The sequence below is a fragment of the Bradyrhizobium canariense genome (assembly GCF_900105125.1).
Classification (GTDB): Bacteria; Pseudomonadota; Alphaproteobacteria; order Rhizobiales; family Xanthobacteraceae; genus Bradyrhizobium; species Bradyrhizobium canariense_A.
This window is the reverse complement of sequence record NZ_LT629750.1, coordinates 5,280,938-5,298,036: the sequence shown is the minus strand read 5'-3', so window position 1 is coordinate 5,298,036 and position 17,099 is coordinate 5,280,938. Positions and strand designations below refer to the sequence as shown.

16 protein-coding genes are annotated in these 17,099 nt (G+C 62.6%); 2 read left to right on the top strand and 14 right to left on the bottom strand.

Translation table 11 applies throughout. The features are described 5' to 3' along the window. Positions 1-60: 60 nt before the first annotated feature. The 8 genes from BLV09_RS25165 to tesB form a co-directional block, all read right to left on the bottom strand. Positions 61-858, bottom strand: coding sequence for an outer membrane lipoprotein carrier protein LolA (locus BLV09_RS25165; RefSeq protein WP_100384962.1), 798 nt, complete (start codon positions 856-858; stop codon positions 61-63). A gap of 143 nt (positions 859-1,001) precedes the next feature. Next, positions 1,002-3,455: a DNA translocase FtsK gene (locus BLV09_RS25160; protein ID WP_146689312.1), complete on the bottom strand. Its 2,454-nt coding sequence runs from the start codon at positions 3,453-3,455 to the stop codon at positions 1,002-1,004. Between the two features lie 12 nt (positions 3,456-3,467). Then, complete coding sequence (locus BLV09_RS25155) at positions 3,468-4,682, bottom strand: aminotransferase class I/II-fold pyridoxal phosphate-dependent enzyme (RefSeq protein WP_146689311.1); 1,215 nt, start codon at positions 4,680-4,682, stop codon at positions 3,468-3,470. 256 nt (positions 4,683-4,938) lie between these two features. Further along, a complete protein-coding gene (locus BLV09_RS25150; RefSeq protein WP_100384959.1) occupies positions 4,939-6,474 on the bottom strand; it encodes an ammonium transporter in 1,536 nt (511 codons plus the stop codon). A 38-nt stretch (positions 6,475-6,512) separates the two neighbouring features. Next, on the bottom strand, positions 6,513-6,851 hold the full coding sequence (locus BLV09_RS25145; RefSeq protein ID WP_028348349.1) for a P-II family nitrogen regulator: 339 nt from the start codon (positions 6,849-6,851) through the stop codon (positions 6,513-6,515). A gap of 310 nt (positions 6,852-7,161) precedes the next feature. Then, positions 7,162-8,346, bottom strand: a complete 1,185-nt coding sequence (locus BLV09_RS25140; protein ID WP_210188869.1) for an ammonium transporter — start codon at positions 8,344-8,346, stop codon at positions 7,162-7,164. A 302-nt stretch (positions 8,347-8,648) separates the two neighbouring features. Then, complete coding sequence (locus BLV09_RS25135; protein WP_100387338.1) at positions 8,649-8,987, bottom strand: P-II family nitrogen regulator; 339 nt, start codon at positions 8,985-8,987, stop codon at positions 8,649-8,651. A 336-nt stretch (positions 8,988-9,323) separates the two neighbouring features. Beyond that, positions 9,324-10,184, bottom strand: coding sequence for an acyl-CoA thioesterase II (gene tesB, locus BLV09_RS25130; RefSeq protein WP_100384958.1), 861 nt, complete (start codon positions 10,182-10,184; stop codon positions 9,324-9,326). 172 nt (positions 10,185-10,356) lie between these two features. On the opposite strand from tesB, the gene BLV09_RS25125 reads away from it, so the two are divergent. Further along, positions 10,357-11,577 (top strand): ubiquinone biosynthesis hydroxylase, encoded by a 1,221-nt coding sequence (locus BLV09_RS25125; protein WP_146689310.1) that lies wholly within the window; start codon positions 10,357-10,359, stop codon positions 11,575-11,577. Positions 11,578-11,620: 43 nt separating this feature from the next. Here the strand turns inward: BLV09_RS25125 and BLV09_RS25120 are convergent, their stop codons facing one another. The 3 genes from BLV09_RS25120 to BLV09_RS25110 form a co-directional block, all read right to left on the bottom strand. Further along, positions 11,621-12,562, bottom strand: coding sequence for an alpha/beta hydrolase family protein (locus tag BLV09_RS25120; protein WP_146689309.1), 942 nt, complete (start codon positions 12,560-12,562; stop codon positions 11,621-11,623). Between the two features lie 3 nt (positions 12,563-12,565). Next, positions 12,566-12,763 carry a Trm112 family protein gene (locus tag BLV09_RS25115; protein ID WP_100387337.1) on the bottom strand — a complete coding sequence of 66 codons (198 nt, stop codon included), beginning with the start codon at positions 12,761-12,763 and terminating at the stop codon, positions 12,566-12,568. A gap of 68 nt (positions 12,764-12,831) precedes the next feature. After that, positions 12,832-13,368 carry a TetR/AcrR family transcriptional regulator gene (locus BLV09_RS25110; protein ID WP_146689308.1) on the bottom strand — a complete coding sequence of 179 codons (537 nt, stop codon included), beginning with the start codon at positions 13,366-13,368 and terminating at the stop codon, positions 12,832-12,834. Positions 13,369-13,464: 96 nt separating this feature from the next. On the opposite strand from BLV09_RS25110, the gene BLV09_RS25105 reads away from it, so the two are divergent. Next, a complete protein-coding gene (locus BLV09_RS25105; protein WP_100384954.1) occupies positions 13,465-13,815 on the top strand; it encodes a hypothetical protein in 351 nt (116 codons plus the stop codon). 24 nt (positions 13,816-13,839) lie between these two features. Here BLV09_RS25105 and BLV09_RS25100 read toward each other — a convergent pair whose 3' ends face one another. From BLV09_RS25100 to trxA, 3 genes are read right to left on the bottom strand one after another with little or no spacing between them, the layout of a single operon-like run. Beyond that, positions 13,840-15,384, bottom strand: a complete 1,545-nt coding sequence (locus tag BLV09_RS25100) for a CYTH and CHAD domain-containing protein (protein WP_146689307.1) — start codon at positions 15,382-15,384, stop codon at positions 13,840-13,842. A 42-nt stretch (positions 15,385-15,426) separates the two neighbouring features. Next, positions 15,427-16,101, bottom strand: coding sequence for an LON peptidase substrate-binding domain-containing protein (locus tag BLV09_RS25095; protein ID WP_146689306.1), 675 nt, complete (start codon positions 16,099-16,101; stop codon positions 15,427-15,429). Positions 16,102-16,129: 28 nt separating this feature from the next. Beyond that, positions 16,130-17,053, bottom strand: a complete 924-nt coding sequence (gene trxA, locus BLV09_RS25090; RefSeq protein ID WP_146689305.1) for a thioredoxin — start codon at positions 17,051-17,053, stop codon at positions 16,130-16,132. Between the last annotated feature and the right edge of the window lie 46 nt (positions 17,054-17,099).

Below are 17,099 nucleotides of genomic sequence, written 5' to 3'. Positions count from 1 at the left end.
TCCCCCGTTCCCGCAGGGATGCTGGGAATAAACGCACGCTCCACAGATCAGGCTTTAGGATTAGCCCGGCGGAGTCGGATATCTCGTGAAGTCGATCTTGAACAGGCCGGGATCGACTTTCTTGGAAGTATCCAGATTATAGACCGCAACCGTGGTGTCATACCCCTGTGGGTCGGTCACCGTCCATTGCTTGAGCTGTCCGTCCTTGGCGCCCACCATCAGCATCAGGCGGCTGGTGCCGATCAGCGCCTGCTTTTCCTCGATGGTGACGCTGATGAACATGTCATCCGACGTCACGCTCACGACGTTGGTGTCTTTCATCAGATCAATGCGGTCCGACAGCAGATATCGCAGTGGCGTCTGCGACAATGGATAGATGTCCTGGGTCGCAAGCTTGCGATCGCGCACCGCCAGCGACGATCCGTCGGCGATGAGTTCGACCGGACTCGGATCGTCGTATTCGAAACGCACCTTGCCAGGCTTCTGGATGTAAAAATCGCCTTTGCTCTTGCTGCCGTCAGGGCCGACCTGGACGAAATTTCCGACCAGCGTTTGCAGCGACGACAAATAGGCGCTGACCTTGGCGGCTTGCGCTTTTTGATTGGCGTCGAAGCTTGCGAAAATATTGGCGGGCTGGTTCCGGCGCGGGTCGGGAATGACGGGATCGGGCGGCTGGGCCGCGGTAGCCCCGGTCGTCAGGGGTCCCGATGCACTCATCTGGATGTTGCGGCTTTTTGGCGCAGGCTTCGGCACGGGAACGCCCTGCGCGGACGACGGCGCCGCGGCAGTCATCATGAATGCCGCGATCAGCGTTGCGAGGCCGATGCGGGCGCTGTGGGCCGCGAGTTGCTCAGTCATTGGAAATTTCGAATCTCTATTCAACGAGTCAAGTCGTCCCGTTTGGCTACGCGCCATTTTATCGTGCTTTCCGCCAAAAGCAGGCATCGTTTTTCCGTGAGAATATTGCTCAACTCCGGCAATGGTTTGGCCGATGACGCGTCTCAGAAGCCTTCTTCTTGCTCGACCAGAATTTCGCGTTTGCCGGCGTGATTCGCCTGCCCGACGATACCTTCGAGTTCCATTCGTTCCATCAGCGACGCAGCGCGGTTATACCCGATCTGTAGCCGGCGTTGAATGTAGCTGGTGGAAGCCTTGCGGTCGCGTTTGACGATCGCCACCGCCTGCGAGAACAGATCGCCGCCGCCATCGCCGCCCATGCCGGTGGCATCGAACACCGCGCCGTCTTCCTCGGTCGGTTCTTCCGCCGTGACCGCTTCGAGGTATTCGGGCTGACCTTGTGTCTTGAGATGGCGCACCACCTTCTCAACCTCTTCGTCCGAGACGAAAGGTCCATGCACGCGGCTGATGCGGCCGCCGCCGGCCATGTAAAGCATGTCGCCCTGTCCGAGCAGTTGCTCGGCGCCCATCTCACCGAGGATGGTGCGGCTGTCGATCTTCGAGGTGACCTGAAACGAGATACGGGTGGGGAAGTTCGCCTTGATGGTGCCGGTGATGACGTCGACCGACGGCCGCTGCGTGGCCAGAATCACGTGCAGGCCGGCGGCGCGCGCCATTTGCGCCAACCGTTGTACTGCGCCTTCGATATCCTTGCCGGCCACCATCATCAGGTCGGCCATTTCGTCCACGATGATGACGATGTAGGGCAGTGGGTCGAGATCGAGTTTCTCTTCCTCGTAGATCGCTTTACCGGTTTCCTTGTCGAAGCCGGTATGGACCGTACGGGTCAGATCCTCGCCCTTTGTTCTCGCTTCGCCCAGGCGCGCATTATAGCCGTCGATGTTGCGCACGCCGAGCTTGGACATTTTCTTGTAGCGTTCTTCCATCTCGCGCACGGCCCATTTCAGCGCGACCACGGCTTTCTTCGGATCGGTCACGACCGGCGTCAGCAGATGCGGAATGCCGTCATAGACGGAGAGTTCGAGCATTTTCGGATCGACCATGATCAGCCGGCATTGATCGGGGCGCAGCCGATAAACCAGGCTCAGGATCATGGTGTTGATGGCGACCGATTTACCGGAGCCGGTGGTACCGGCAATCAGCATATGCGGCGTTCTCGCCAGGTCGATGATGACGGGATCGCCGCCGATGGTTTTGCCAAGGCAGAGCGGAAGCTTCGCGACGGATTCGTTGCTCTCTTTCGCGGTCAGCAACTCGCGCAGATAAACTTTCTCGCGATGCGCATTTGGCAGTTCGACGCCGATGGCGTTGCGGCCGGGAACGACGGCGACGCGCGCCGAGAGCGCGCTCATCGAGCGCGCGATGTCATCGGACAATCCGATGACACGGGAGGATTTGATGCCCGGCGCCGGCTCAAGCTCGTACAGGGTTACAACGGGGCCGGGATGGGCCTTGACGATCTCACCGCGCACGCCGAAATCCTGCAGCACGCCTTCCAGCGCGCGCGAGTTGGCCTCAAGCTCGGATTTGTTGAGCGGCTGGCGATCCGAGGCCTTCGGAGCGGCAAGCACCGACACCGAGGGCAGTTCGAACTTCTCCGACGATTTGCGCGGGGACGCCTTGGCTGCGACCTTTTTGCGCGGCGCGCGGGCAGGAGCTTCTTCTTCCTCGTCGTCCTCTTCCTCGTCCTGATCCTCGAAATTGTCTTCGGCCTCTGGCGCCAAGGATGGGGCGGTGCGGCCGCCGAGACTGGGCTCCTGTCGTTCGAAGCTCGATGCGCGCGTCGCCGGTGCGCTCGCAACCAGCGACCTGTAAGCCGTGGTCAACAACCAGCCCAGCCGCGCCTTCGCGCTCATTGCGGCATGAAATGCCCATCCCAACGAGATCGAGCCGTTGTCGTCGTCATCCTCCGCAAATGGCGTATCATCATCCTCGATCGGCGCGGACTCCTCGTCCTGCGGTTGCGAGCCCAGGCCGCAAGCGATCAGGAATGTCGCGATCATGGCCACGCAAAGGACGAGTCCGAGCACGAGGCGGTAGACAAAACCCGGCGGCCCGAACACCACCGCAGGCGCGCGCACCAGCGCATCACCGACGACGCCGCCAAGACCGGTCGGCAGCGGCCATCGCCCGCCATGTGGCCAGCAGCTTACAAAGCCTGCCGAGATCACCGTGCACAGGATCCAGCAGCCGAGCCGCAAGGCTTCACGGTCGAAGTCACGATGGGTCAGCATGCGCCAGCCCCATACCGCAACCGGCAGGATCAGCATGATCGCGCCGAGGCCGAGAATCTGCATCAGGAGATCGGCGCCGATCGCACCGGGATAGCCGACGATGTTGCGGATCGCGCGCGACGTCGCATGGCTAAGACTCGGATCTTGCACCGACCAGGTCATCAGCGCCGCGGCGGCCACGCCCGACAACGCGATCAGGCCCAATCCGGCGAGCTCACGCAGCCGCCGCGCAAGCGCCTCACGCATCGAGGCCGGCAACTGGCCGACGATAGGAATGACACGTTCGATCGCTGGCATGCTCATGTGGCCTTGCGACTAATCCAGAATTTCGACCAGCCGGTGCAGCGCCTCGGCCGTTGTTTCGCTGTCCGCTACCAGCGCCAGCCGAATGTAGCCGGCGCCGGGATTGCTGCCGTCGGGTTGTTGCCGCGCCAGATAGCTTCCAGGCACGACGCGCACGCCGGCGTCCTTGTAGAGTTTCACCGTCGCTGCTTCATCGCCGCCGTGCGCCGATACGTCGAGCCAGACGCAGAAGCCGCCGGCCGGGCGATGATAGCCATAGCGATTGCCGAGAATCTGGTCGGCGAGATCGAACTTGATCCGGTAGAGCCTGCGATTCTCCTCGACATGCGCCTCGTCGCTATAGGCCGCGATTGCGACCTGCTGCAGCGGCACCGGCACCTGGGGCGCCGCGACATTGCGCAGCTCGTGAAACAGGCCGAGGAATTTCTTGTCGCCGGCGGCGAATCCGACCCGCATGCCCGGCAGGTTCGAACGCTTCGACAGCGACTGAAACGCGACGACATTGGTGAAGTCGGGCCCGGCGCATTCCAGCGCGCTGCCGGGTGCTGTCTTGGTGTAGATTTCCGAGTAGCACTCGTCGCTCAGGATCATGAAGCCGAAGCGGTCGGCGAGCTGTTTCAGCCGACGGAAATAGTCGCGCGACGCGACCGCGCCTTGCGGGTTCGCCGGCGAAGCAAGGTAGATCGCGACCGTGCGGGCGAGCGTGGCCTCATCGAGCGCGTCGAGGTCGGGCAGGAATCCATTGGCGACATTGGTCGGCAGATAGATGGTTTCGCAGTCCGCGGCGCGGGAGCCGGCGCCATAGGCCGGATAAAACGGATTGGGCACCAGGATCGCGGGCCGGCCGTTGCGCTCGTCGACGTAACGCGCGGCGGTGAGGGCCGCGAAGAACAGGCCCTCGCGGCTGCCGTTCAGCACCAGAATCTCGCTTTCCGGATCGAGCGGTCGCGGCAGGTCGAATCGGGTCGAAAGCCAGTTCGCGGCGGCCCGCCGGAAAGGCTCGATGCCCTTGGCGATCGGATAGCGGCCGAAATCGGCAATATGTTTGGCGAGCACCGGGCCGACAAACGCCGGAACGGGGTGCTGCGGTTCCCCCAATGACAGCGTAATCAAAGGCTTAGCGGGCTGATAGGGCGCCAGCAGCTCGGTCAGCCGTGCGAATGGCGAGCGTTCGCTCTCCTGACTGCCGGTGCCTTGCGGCGTGCGGGATGAAGCGGTCATTGCCATACTTGGGACGCCAGCGCTCCTGGGGTGGGCCGATCGCACGTCGGGGCCAACCGGAAAAGGATCAGACCACCATAGATACGGCGAGGTTAAGACGCGATTAACCATCGGCCGGCGGCGCTGATCCAGTCTTTATTTGGCGCAAAAGAAAGGGGCTCCAACTTGCGCTGGAGCCCCTCAACGGTCAGGGCATTGCCGGGTATGTGCCCGAACCGTAGTTCTGGGCGCGATCCCCGTGAGATCGCGCCCCGGGGAGAACTTACATGTTGTAAGCGCGCTCGCCGTGGTCGCTGATGTCGAGACCCTCGCGCTCTTCCTCGACGGAGGGGCGCAGACCGATGATCACATCGACGATCTTGTAGAGGATCGCCGAACCAATGCCGGACCAGAGCAGTGTCGCTCCAACGGCCTTGCCCTGCGCGATCATCTGGGTGACGAGATCGTAGGTCCCGGCATTGTTGCCGGTGATGTTGGTGTAGTCGGTGATGCCGACGCCACCGAGGGCGGGATTGACCAGAATGCCGGTGCCGAGCGCACCGATGATTCCGCCGATGCAGTGGACGCCGAACACGTCGAGCGCGTCGTCATAGCCAAATGCGTTCTTCACCGTGCTGACGAAGAACAGGCAGACCGGCGAGACGACCAGGCCCAGCACCAGTGCACCGATCGGGCCGGCAAAGCCCGAAGCGGGCGTGACCGCCACGAGACCAGCGACCGCGCCGGAGCAGATGCCCAGCAACGAAGGCTTGCCCTTGACGATCCATTCGGCAAGCAGCCAGGACAGCGCCGCACCTGCGGTGGCCACCATGGTGTTGACGAAGGCCAGCGCGGTTGTGCCGTTGGCTTCGAGGTTCGATCCGGCGTTGAAGCCGAACCAGCCCACCCACAGCAGCGAGGCGCCGATCATGGTCATGGTCAGCGAATGCGGAGCCATCAGGTCCTTGCCGTAGCCGGTGCGCTTGCCGATGATCAGCGCGCCAACAAGACCGGCAATGCCGGCATTGATGTGCACGACCGTACCGCCGGCGAAGTCGAGGGCACCAGCACCTGCAAGCCAGCCGACGGAGCCTGTGACTTCGTCGAGTTTGGCCTGGGCCGCCGTCTTGGCCGCACCGTCCGCCGCGGCGGCAAGCGCCTTGGCAGCAGCTGCGACGTCATCGGGAGCCGCCACGTACCAAACCCAATGCGCGATCGGGAAATAGACGAAGGTGACCCACAGCAGGATGAACAGCATCACGGCCGAGAACTTGATGCGTTCGGCGAAAGCACCGACGATCAGGGCGGGCGTAATCATCGCGAACGTCATCTGGAAGACGAAGTAGGCGAGTTCAGGGATCACGACGCCGTTGGAGAAGGTTGCTGCCGTCGAATTGGCATCGATCCCGTGCATGAACGCCTTGCCGAAACCTCCGATGAAGGGCGTCATGCTGCCGCCGTCACCGAAGGCAAGCGAGTAGCCGTAGAGCGTCCAGACCACGCCGACCATGGCGACGATCGCGAACACCTGGGTCAGAACGGAGGCCATGTTCTTGGTGCGGACGAGACCGCCGTAAAACAGAGCGAGGCCCGGAACCGACATCATCAGAACGAGCGCGCTGGATACGAGCATCCAGGCGGTATCGCCCTTGTTGGGAACGGCGGCAGCCGCGGCGGGCGCCGCTGCTGCAGCATCAGCCGCCGGTGCGGCGGCGGGCGCCGCCGTCTGGGCAAGCGCGGCGTCGACGAAGCCTACGGCGCACAGCCCTGCTATTGCGAGGACTGCCCATCCCGCGCTGGTGGGACGCTTAAACGTCATTTGTTCTACTCCTGATTTTAATAAGGTTGAGCGCGGGATCAGAGTGCTGCAGCATCGGCCTCTCCCGTGCGGATACGAACCGCATGGTCGAGGTTGATGACGAAGATCTTGCCGTCGCCGATCTGGCCGGTCTTTGCCGCCGAGGTGATGGCGTCGATGGTCTTGTCGACCTGATCCGAGGCGATCGCGACTTCGATCTTGATCTTGGGCAGGAAGCTCACGGCGTATTCAGCGCCGCGATAAATTTCGGTGTGGCCCTTCTGCCGCCCGTATCCTTTGACTTCTGTGACCGTGAGACCATGAACGCCAATGGCGGTCAGGGCGTCACGGACTTCCTCAAGCTTGAATGGCTTGATGATCGCCATAACAATTTTCATGGGTCCTATCCCCGCTTGGGCCCGGTCCAGACGCGACCGGGCGTTCTCGACTGAGGTTCACCACGCTGAGAGATTTCACTACGCGGGCACAGCCAGGACCCATAGAATCAAATGCCGTGCCAGATCGGGCGCGTTCCCTAACGGACTATGAACGCGGGCGTTTTCGGGGTTTGCCGGATTAGGACGCAACTGCGCTATTCGGTCGCGCCCAAAGCCTAGTCATAGTAGCCTAAAACGTAGGCATGTCAGACTGCGGACATAATCATGCCCATGAGGCGGGCATGATAGCGGTATCAAGGTGAGGCTAGGCTTACTGCAAAGCCTCGCCATGCTGCGAAATATCGAGGCCTTCCAGCTCGTGCTCGCGCGATACGCGCAACGGCACGAACGTACTGACGAGCTTGAGCAGGACAAACGTCACGCCGGCCGACCACACCAGGGTAACGGCAACGCCGTAGAGCTGGACCAACAATAGATGCGGATTGCCTTCGATCAGGCCGGATGCCCCGCCGATCGAGGCGGTGGCAAATACCCCCGTCAGCAACGTTCCGGTCAGTCCACCGATGCCGTGGACGCCGAACACATCGAGGGAGTCGTCATACCTGAACCGGTGCTTGAGCCAGGTGCAGGCCCAGAAACACACCAGGCCGGCGATCACTCCGATGACGATGCCCTGCCATGGCGTCACGAATCCGGAGGCCGGCGTGATCGTGCCAAGGCCGGCGACGGCGCCGGAAATCATGCCTAGTACCGACGGCTTGCGCCGGATCGACCATTCAATCGCGCCCCAGGTCAGCGCGCCGGAGCAGGCCGCGAGATGGGTGGCGATGATCGCCATCACCGCGCGTGAATTCGCACCCAGCGCCGAGCCGCCGTTGAAGCCGAACCAGCCGACCCACAATAATCCGGTGCCGACGACGGCGAGCGACAAATCGAATGGCGACAGATTTTCGGTGCCGTAGCCGTAGCGCCGGCCCAGCACCTTGGCCGCCACCAGTCCGCCGGTTCCAGCGCTGAGATGCACCACAAGACCGCCGGCAAAATCCAGCACACCGACCGAGCCCAGGAAGCCGCCGCCCCAGACCCAGTGCGCCAGCGGAATGTAGACGAATATGAACCAGCCGATCGAGAACAGGAGATAGGCCGAGAATCGCATGCGGTCAGCGACAGAGCCTGCGACCAGCGCCACGGTGATGATCGCGAAAGTCATCTGGTAGAGCATGAACAGCGCTTCCGGGATCGTCTTTGCGGCGGGATTGACGGTGTCCATGGTCATGCCCGCTAGAAACCAGCGATCCAGCGTTCCAATCCACGGTCCGTCGCCGACAAAGACCAGCGAATAGCCGAACGCTACCCAAAGGATCGAGATGATGGTCACGGCCGCAAGGCTCTGCGCCATCGTCGCCAGCACGTTCTTCTTGCGCACCATGCCCGAATAGAACAGCGCCAGTCCCGGTATCGTCATCATTAGCACGAGAGCCGTGGCGACGATCATCCATGCCGTGTCGGCGGTGTTGATGGTTTGCGTTTGCGCCAACGCCGGGGTTGCGAAAATCGTCGCCAGAGCGGCGCAACCTGCGCCGAGATACGCGTGGCTTACTTTCGCCGATCGCGCTTCGGTCAGCGCAGCCGACGTCGCTTCACGACACGATAGTGCCCCCATGGTATTTCCCCAGCAGGTTAGGCTTGGATGGATCGCACGCGGGCCTCGTTGCCGGGTGCGATGGAAGTGCAGGAATTTGACGGCCTCTTCGAACGCGATCGGTACCGGTTCGCGTCAAGAAACCGGCAAAGATTCTAGAGCGCGTCGCTGTCGGTTTCGCCGGTGCGGATCCGTAATGCGTGATCGATCGGGGTCACGAATATCTTGCCGTCGCCGATCTGGCCGGTGCGGGCGTTCGCGGTGATGACTTCAACCGCCTTGTCGGCCAGGTTCGATGCTACCGCGATCTCGATGCGCAGCTTCGGCAGAAAATTCACGACATATTCGGCGCCGCGATAGACCTCGGTGTGACCCTTCTGGCGACCGTACCCCTTGACCTCGGTCACGGTCATGCCGCTAACCCCGATCGCGGAGAGGCCCTGGCGCACTTCGTCCAGCTTGAAGGGTTTGATAATGGCGACGACGAGCTTCATGGTCAGGCCTTCGTTTCCCGGATTCCGAAAGGTTGGTCATGCCCGGACTGGCGCGTCGGTATGTCCGGCTTCGCCAAGTCTGGCACGTTCAAGTGTGGCATCTTTCTGTGCGAATGGCACAAAAAGTTTGCAGGTCCAACCGAAAAACGAGGCCGGCAGCCAGCTTCTGCCCGGCAATCTGCCTTTTTGAGTAGCCCATATATTAGGCAATAACGGTTTTCCGTGCCGACAATCCTTTGGAGACCCGCGCCGAAGGGGATGAAGTGCCGAACCGGTCCTGTTTGCCGGATGCGAGGCCGATCCGGACGTGCTTCCCCGGCGGCCTGGATCGCATCATTACCTGCGCTCGCGCACCGAGCCTTCCTGGGCGACGGAGGCCACCAGCGTGCCGTCGGGTTTGAAGATCAAGCCGCGGGTCAGGCCACGGCCGCCCTGTGCGCTCGGCGAATCCTGGGCGTAAAGCAACCATTCGTCGGCGCGGAACGGGCGATGAAACCACATCGCGTGATCGAGGCTCGCCGGCATCATCCGCTTGTCGAACAGGGTGCGGCCGTAACGCGCCATCACGGCGTCGAGCAGCGAGAAGTCCGACGCGTAGGCCAGCGCACACATGTGCAGCGCCGGATCGTCGGGCAGTTTCGCCGCGGTGCGGATCCAGACGTGAATGCGGCCGTCGTCGATCTTCTGGCCGAAATAGCGGCCGAGCTCGACCGGGCGCAACTCGATCGGACGATCGGATTCATAGTAGCGGCGGATGAAGTCCGGCATCTCACGGAACATCGGCTGCTTCGCTACCTCCTCGGCGGTGAGCTTCTCCGGCGGCGGCACGTCCGGCATCTTGTCCTGGTGATCGAAAGAGCCCTGCTCGTCGGCATGAAATGACACCATGATCGAGAAGATCGCGTTGCCATGCTGGATCGCGGTGACCCTGCGGGTCGAGTAGCTCTTGCCGTCGCGCAGTCGCTCGACCTCATAGATGATCGGAATCTGGGGGTCGCCCGGCAGGATGAAATAGCAATGCAGCGAATGCGGCAGGCGGCCTTCGACGGTGCGGCACGCCGCCACCATGGCCTGTCCGATCACCTGGCCGCCGAACACCCGCTGCCAGCTCGTTTTCGGGCTGCTGCCGCGGAACATGTTCACCTCGAGCGGCTCGAGGTCGAGGATGGAAATCAGGTCGATCAGGCCGTTGGACATGTGACGCTTTCGATCTTGGGGTCATTCCGGGGCGTGAACCGAGGGAATCGGCCTCTGGCCGACCCGTGATAGGCTCCGCGGACGAATGCGGAATGACGAATGCAGACCTTGTTTCGCCTATTTGTTTCGCCCAGCTATACTGCGGTAGCAAGAGCGTTGAGTGAGCAGAATCATGTCGGCACAGCGAAGCATTGTCATCTGCGGCGGCGCATTTGCGGGGTTGGCGCTGGCGCTGGCGCTGCGTCAGGGCTTGGGCCGCGAGATTCCCGTTATTGTTGCCGATCCGGCGCTCGCCAGCCGGCCGAGCCGTGATCCGCGCGCAACCGCCATTGTCGCGGCTTGCCGCCGGCTGTTCGACGCGATCGGGATTTGGGAGCAGATCGCCGAAGGCGCACAGCCGATTCTCGACATGGTCGTCACCGATTCGAAGCTGGAGGATGCGACCCGTCCGGCATTCCTGACTTTCGCGGGCGATGTCGAGCCGGGCGAGCCGTTCGCGCACATGATCGAGAATCGCCATCTGATCGACGCGCTGGTCAGGCAGGCGGAAGCTGAAGGCATCGAGCTGCGCGCCTGCGCGGTGACGGATTTCGCCGCGCGTCCCGATGGCGTCGACGTGACGTTTTCCGACGGCGGGATCGTCGAGGCGAGCCTGCTGGTGGCGGCCGACGGCGCGCGCTCGAAGCTGCGTGAGCGTGCCGGTATCGCCACCCATGGCTGGGAGTACGATCAGTCCGGCATCGTCGTCACCGTCGGCCACGAGCGCGACCATCATGGCCGCGCCGAGGAGCATTTCCTTCCCGCAGGTCCGTTTGCGATCCTGCCGCTGACGGGAAAGCGCTCATCGCTGGTATGGACCGAAAAGCGTGACGAAGCCGCGCGGATCGTCGCGCTCAGTGCGGATGAGTTTCACGGCGAGCTCGAGCAGCGCTTCGGGCTGCATCTCGGCGAGATCAAGGCGCTCGACAAACCGCGCGCGTTTCCGCTCGGCTATTTCGTCGCGCGGTCGTTCATCGGCGAGCGGCTGGCGCTGATCGGCGACGCCGCGCATGTGATTCATCCGATCGCCGGGCAGGGGCTCAACATGGGCCTCAAGGACGTCGCCGCGCTCGCCGAGGTGATCGTCGATGCGGCGCGGCTCGGCATGGATTTCGGCCAGGCCAACGTGCTCGAGCGCTACCAGCGCTGGCGGCGGTTCGACACCATGGCGATGGGACTTGCCACCAATTCACTGAATTTGTTGTTCTCGAACCGGTCGACGCTGCTGCGGACCGTGCGCGATATCGGGCTCGGCCTGGTCGATCGCGCGCCTCCGCTGAAAAGCCTGTTCATCCGCCAGGCCGCCGGGCTTGCCGGCGAGGTGCCGCGCCTGCTGAAGGGCGAGGCGTTGTAGCAAGCCCAGAGGTTAGCCACGTCATTGCGAGAAGCAGCCCCGCTTATCTCGCAGCTTCTCCGGCCAAAATGAAGTCGGCGACAGAATCGATCAAGCCGGGGTCCAATGGACGCTCCGACTGACCGTAGGCCGCCAGATCGTCGGCATCGTCGGTGACATCGACCAGGACGTGATTCATGTCCGGAAACCAAAGCGTTTTCGCCGCCGGCGATGCCGCGCCGAGCGCAATGAAATCCACCCGTGCTATTTGCAGGTCGCGGCCGCCGCCGACAATCAGCGTCGGGGCGTCGATCTTTTTCAACGGATCGATCGGGTCTTCCGTAAACGCCGAGGCGAGGCCGGGTTGCATCGACGGCGCGATCGCTAGCCCCGGTGGAGGCGGGTCGACGGTCTGTCCGGCCATGATGGCGTCGATGGCGCTCGCAATCGGCGCGTAGACATCCGGTGCAAGCTTCTTCTGCAGCTGATCCTTGATCAGATCGCCCTGCCGCCGCGCCGCGGTCACCAGCAACACCAGCCGGTCGATCGGCACGTGGCTCGCGGCGAGGATCGCGACCAGGCCCCCCTCGCTATGGCCGACCAGCACCACATGCGAGAATTTGCCGTTGCTGCGCAGGTAGTTCACGAGCGCTGTGGCGTCGTCGACATAATCCTTGAAGCGGAAATCTTCAGGCCGTCCGAATTCCGGTTTCCATCCGCCGGCACCGCGCTTGTCATAGCGCAGCGTGGCTATTTTACGCGCGACCAGTTGCTCCGAGAGTTTCTTCAAGGTCGCGGGCTTGACCTGCGGCCCGTTGCCGTCATGGTCGGTGGATCCGGAGCCCGCGACCAGCAACGCGACCGGCGGGCGTTCGACGTCAGGCGGAATCGTCAGCACGGCGTCGATGGCGCCGATGCGAATTTTGCTTTCCTCGGCGGAGGCGTTGACGGCCAAAACCGAAAGGCCGAGCGCCGCCAGCGCAACGATGAGTGTCCGGGCGCGCATGAGCTAGTCGATCTTCCTCGCCTCCTCCGGCAGCATGATTGGAATGCCGTCGCGGATTGGATAAGCAAGCTTGGCCGAGCGCGAGATCAATTCCTGCCGCGTCGCATCGAATTCAAGCGGACCCTTGGTCATCGGACAAACCAGAATTTCCAAAAGCTTGGGATCGACAGTTCCTTCAAGACGCTCGGGCGGGGATGTCATGCTTGGGTCTCCGGCTTGGTCATTTGCCCCTGTAGCATATTCGCTCCGGACATGTCGCCGGGCGACGGTCATCGCGACGTGATCCGGAGCAGTTCGTCGAGTACGGCCGTCTGTTTTGCCTGTGGCAACGGTTTGTCCGAAAGCGCAAAGCCGACAAACGCCCAGTAAAGAATCTGGGCGCGGGCGCGGGCCACTTCCGCCGCCAGGCCGGGTGCCCTAAGCAGGCTTTCCACGTAACTCAGCCGGCGCCGGTCGATGGCCTGCACGGCTGCGCGAGCCGCCGGGTCGAACGTGGCCCAGGTGCGCACCGCGCGCTCCAGCGCCAGCCTGCCGCCGAACGCCCGGCGCAGCAGCAGCGGCAACGGGTCGTCGTGATCGGACGAGCGCTCGAGATCGGCAATGATCTGCTCGGCGGCGACGTTGCGCCAATGCTTGAGGATCGCGGCGTGGTAGGCGCCAACATCGGCGAAGTGCCAGTAGAAGCTGCCGCGCGACACCCCCATCGCTTTCGCCAGCGGCTCGGCCTTCAGCGCGGTGAAGCCGCTGCGGGCCAGCGTCCTGAGGCCCTGATCGAGCCAGTCTTTTGCGGAAAGTTGATCGGCCATGAATCTTCCCTGTGACAAGTCACCATACACTACTGTATTGACAGCGGCCAATAGGCCTGTCATACCAAGCCATACAGTGCTGTATGGAGGCGTCAGATGCGCGATCTGTTGCTGCAATGTTCGGGTCTGGCCGCGATTGCGGTGGCGCTGATCCACGGCGTGCTCGGCGAAACCAAGGTGTTCGCGCGCGCCCGCATCGAGCCTGAGCGGTTGCGGACCCTGATCCGGCTGGTCTGGCAGGCCGGCACGGTGGCATGGATCGGCGGCGGCGTATTGCTGATCGCCGCGCCGTGGATGGCGTCGGAACCGGCGCGGCACTGGATCATCGCGACGCTCGCCTGCGTGTTTGCGTTTGGCGCGATCTGCAATGCCTGGGCGATGCGCGGCCGGCATTTTGGATGGCTGGCGCTAAGCGCGGTCGTTGCGCTGGCCGTCGCCGGTTATTAGCTGCGCCGGCAGTCTGCGCGCCGCCTAATCCCAGTATGGGTTTAATTTCTCGAAAACGCTGAAGGCGTGCTCTGCGGCGGCGAGTACCGGTTCGAACCGTGCTTCTTCGTGCCCGATCAGCAGTCCGGCAGCGAACACGCGCCGGGACGATCGGGCCGGTTGCGGAGCCTCGGCGATCCCGGCGGTAAGTTTCTCATGCACGAAGATGTCGTTCAATTCGCCGCAACAATCCTGCATATCCTTCAAGGCCGCAAGAAAGGCCGCGTTGCGCTTTTCCCTCTTTTTTCCTGAAAACACCGTTTTATAGAATTCCGTCGCGTAACGCAGTTTTTTGACCTGGATTCGAAGCTTGTGCCGCGCGTGCGGATCGAGTTTTGCCAACTGGCGGCCGCGTTTGCGAATCTTCTTCCAGCGCCGTTTGAGTTGCGCCCGGGCCACCGTCTCGATCGGTTTATCGCCGCGCTCGCGCAACGCCGCGTTTCGTGGCTCGCGCCAGTCGCCAACTTCCAGCCATGCAGCGCAGTTCAGTGTCAGCTCACGAAATCGCTTCGATGAAACGGCCGCTAATGCGCGCGCAATGGCGGCCTCGCGCCGCTCTGCCAGATCGTGGGACAGGCTTCGCATTCCGGTCAGTCGTGCATGTTGTTTTCCGAGCGGAGCCACCACCCTGGTCAGGAAAACCTCGAATTCGCGCGCGGGGCCAAGTTCGTTGGTGAGCCATTTCAGCCCCGTCTTGATGCCGGGCGTCTTCGCGTCGGTAACGATAGCCGAAAATAACGAGATTGCCGCGCGCAGGCGGCGCAATCCGACGCGCATTTGATGGATGCCTTCGGGATCGCCGGCAAGGATGGCCGGTTTGTTGGCGACAATCTGCTTGAGGCATGCAGATGCGATCGATTGGAATGCCGTTTTTGCCGGCGTACCCGGCGCGATCTCAACTTCATCGCCTTTTACGGCTGATACGCCGTCGCCGGCGAGAAGCTCGTAGCCGCGTTGCGACTTGCTTTTGATCGCAAGCTCGGCCGAAGTGGCGCGTGCAAAGGCAATAGCGAACTCGAACAAACGCGCTCTGTCGCCTTGCTTCAGCTCCAGTTCCGCCTCGCAGAGCGGCAGCGTGCTATCGCCGGCGTCGATTTCGCCGCGATCGATCGTCAACACGATGTCGCAGTCCTTGCCGGTGAGAGGATAGGTCGTGCGCTGCACCCGCGTTTCGAACACCGGCCGCAATTGCTTGCGCAGTCTCTTGATGTCCAACGGCTGGAGCGCGGACGCGTCGGCCTGTTTCAAATCCGGCCAGTCGCTCCGGATCTCGGTTTCCCATTCTCCGCGCTCGAACAATTCTCCAATATCGGATTTGATGGTCTGAATATAGCGATCGCCAACATGCCGGACGCGCAAGGTCAGGCCGCTGTTTCTGAGCTTCAGGCGTCCTGTGTCGAAATAGACCGAGACCTGATTCTCTTTCCGCGTGGAGCCGTTGATCTTGCGTAGCAGCGGCACCCGGCGAAGGCGCGCGGGACTTGCGGATGGCAGCTGCAGCTTGACTTCGATTTCCTTTGGCGATGACACGAGCTTGCACCGAATGTCGGATCTCAGTTCAAGGCAGGGTCCTTATTGCAGCGGGGGATCACCGCTGGTGCGTTTCTTTGCCAGGTCCATTTCCGTGACCGCGATCAGGATCTCGGCGCGGGTCTTCAGATCGGGCGCTTCCAGCATGGCCTGCTTTTCCGGCGGCCCGTAGGGCGACATCATGGCCAGTGCGTTGACGAGTGCTTCGTTCGGTGCGCTCTCGACGCCTTCCCAATCGACCTTGAGATTGTTCACTTTGAGAAAATCAGTCAGCACCTCGAGCAGCGCCTCGCGATTGACGGCCTCCTCGCCTTTGCGCGCGGTGAAATCGTCGACGTAGGGGAAATAATCCACCTTGCATTGCCGATAGGGGGTCAGCGCCTCGATTTCCTCGATCACCTTGAAACGCGCGATGCCGGTCAGCTCGAGGATGTAACGGCCGTCGCCGGACTCGGCGAGCTGGGTAATGCGGCCGACGCAGCCGACGCGAAACAGCGCCGGTTTGGCCTCGTTGCGCGAATGGGTTGCATCGGGCTGGATCATCCCGATCAGCCGGTGGCCGTCGCGAAAGGAGTCGTCCACCATTGCCAGATAACGCGGCTCGAAAATGTTGAGCGGCATCTGGCCGCGCGGCAGCAACAGCGCGCCGGGCAGCGGGAACACCGGAATCACCTCAGGGAGCTCGCCGGGCCCGCGATATTCGGCATTGATGGGCATGTTGAGGTCCCCGGGTTAGCGCAGGGGTTTACGAGAACAATATCGTCGATAGCCGCTTTCGTCCCTCGACGGTGGCTTCATCCGCGCCGCCCCAGGCCTCGAAGAGCTGAATGAGCTGCTTGCGGGCGCCGTCATCGTTCCATTTGCGGTCGCGCTTGACGATTTCGAGCAGATGCTGGGTTGCTTCAGCGCGCTTGCCGCTGGCGTTGAGCGCCGTCGCCAGATCGAAGCGCGCCTGATGATCGAGCGGGTTTGCGGCGACTTTCTGTTCCAGCTCGGTCACTGGACCGACGGAAGCGGCCTGCTCGGCCAGATCGAGCGATGCCTGCACCGCCTTCACGGCGGCGTCATTGCGCTTCGATTCCGGGACCATCGCGAGCGTTTGCTTGGCCTGCTCGATGGCGCCGGTCGCGACATAGCATTTCGCAAGTCCCGCGAGCGCCGCGATATTGGTGGCATCGGCCGCCAGCACCTCGGCATAGATTTGCGCCGCCGCGGCCGGATCGCCCTCAGCCAGAACGGCGTCGGCCTCCTGCAGGATTTCCGCGATATTGGGCTCGCCGGCGTCCGGCATGCCTGCTGTCAGTTTATTGATGAAGGCCGTGACCTGGCTTTCCGGGACTGCGCCCATGAAGCCATCGGCGGGCTGGCCATTGACGAACGCAATCACGGCCGGGATCGACTGGATTCCCATCTGGCCTGGAATCGCAGGATGTTCGTCGATGTTCATTTTGACCAGCTTGACCTTGCCGTTGGCGGCGCGGACCGCCTTTTCGATGATCGGCGTGAGCTGGCGGCAAGGGCCGCACCACGGTGCCCAGAAGTCGATCAGCACCGGCTGGCGCTTTGACTCCTCGATCACATCCTTCACGAACGTCTGGGTGGTCGTTTCCTTGATCAGATCGGACGCCGCCTGTGGCGCCGGTCCGCTGCCCTGCTCAACTATCGTCACGGGATCCTCGTCTGATGTCTGAAGGTTTGAGCCTGTTCTAGCACGG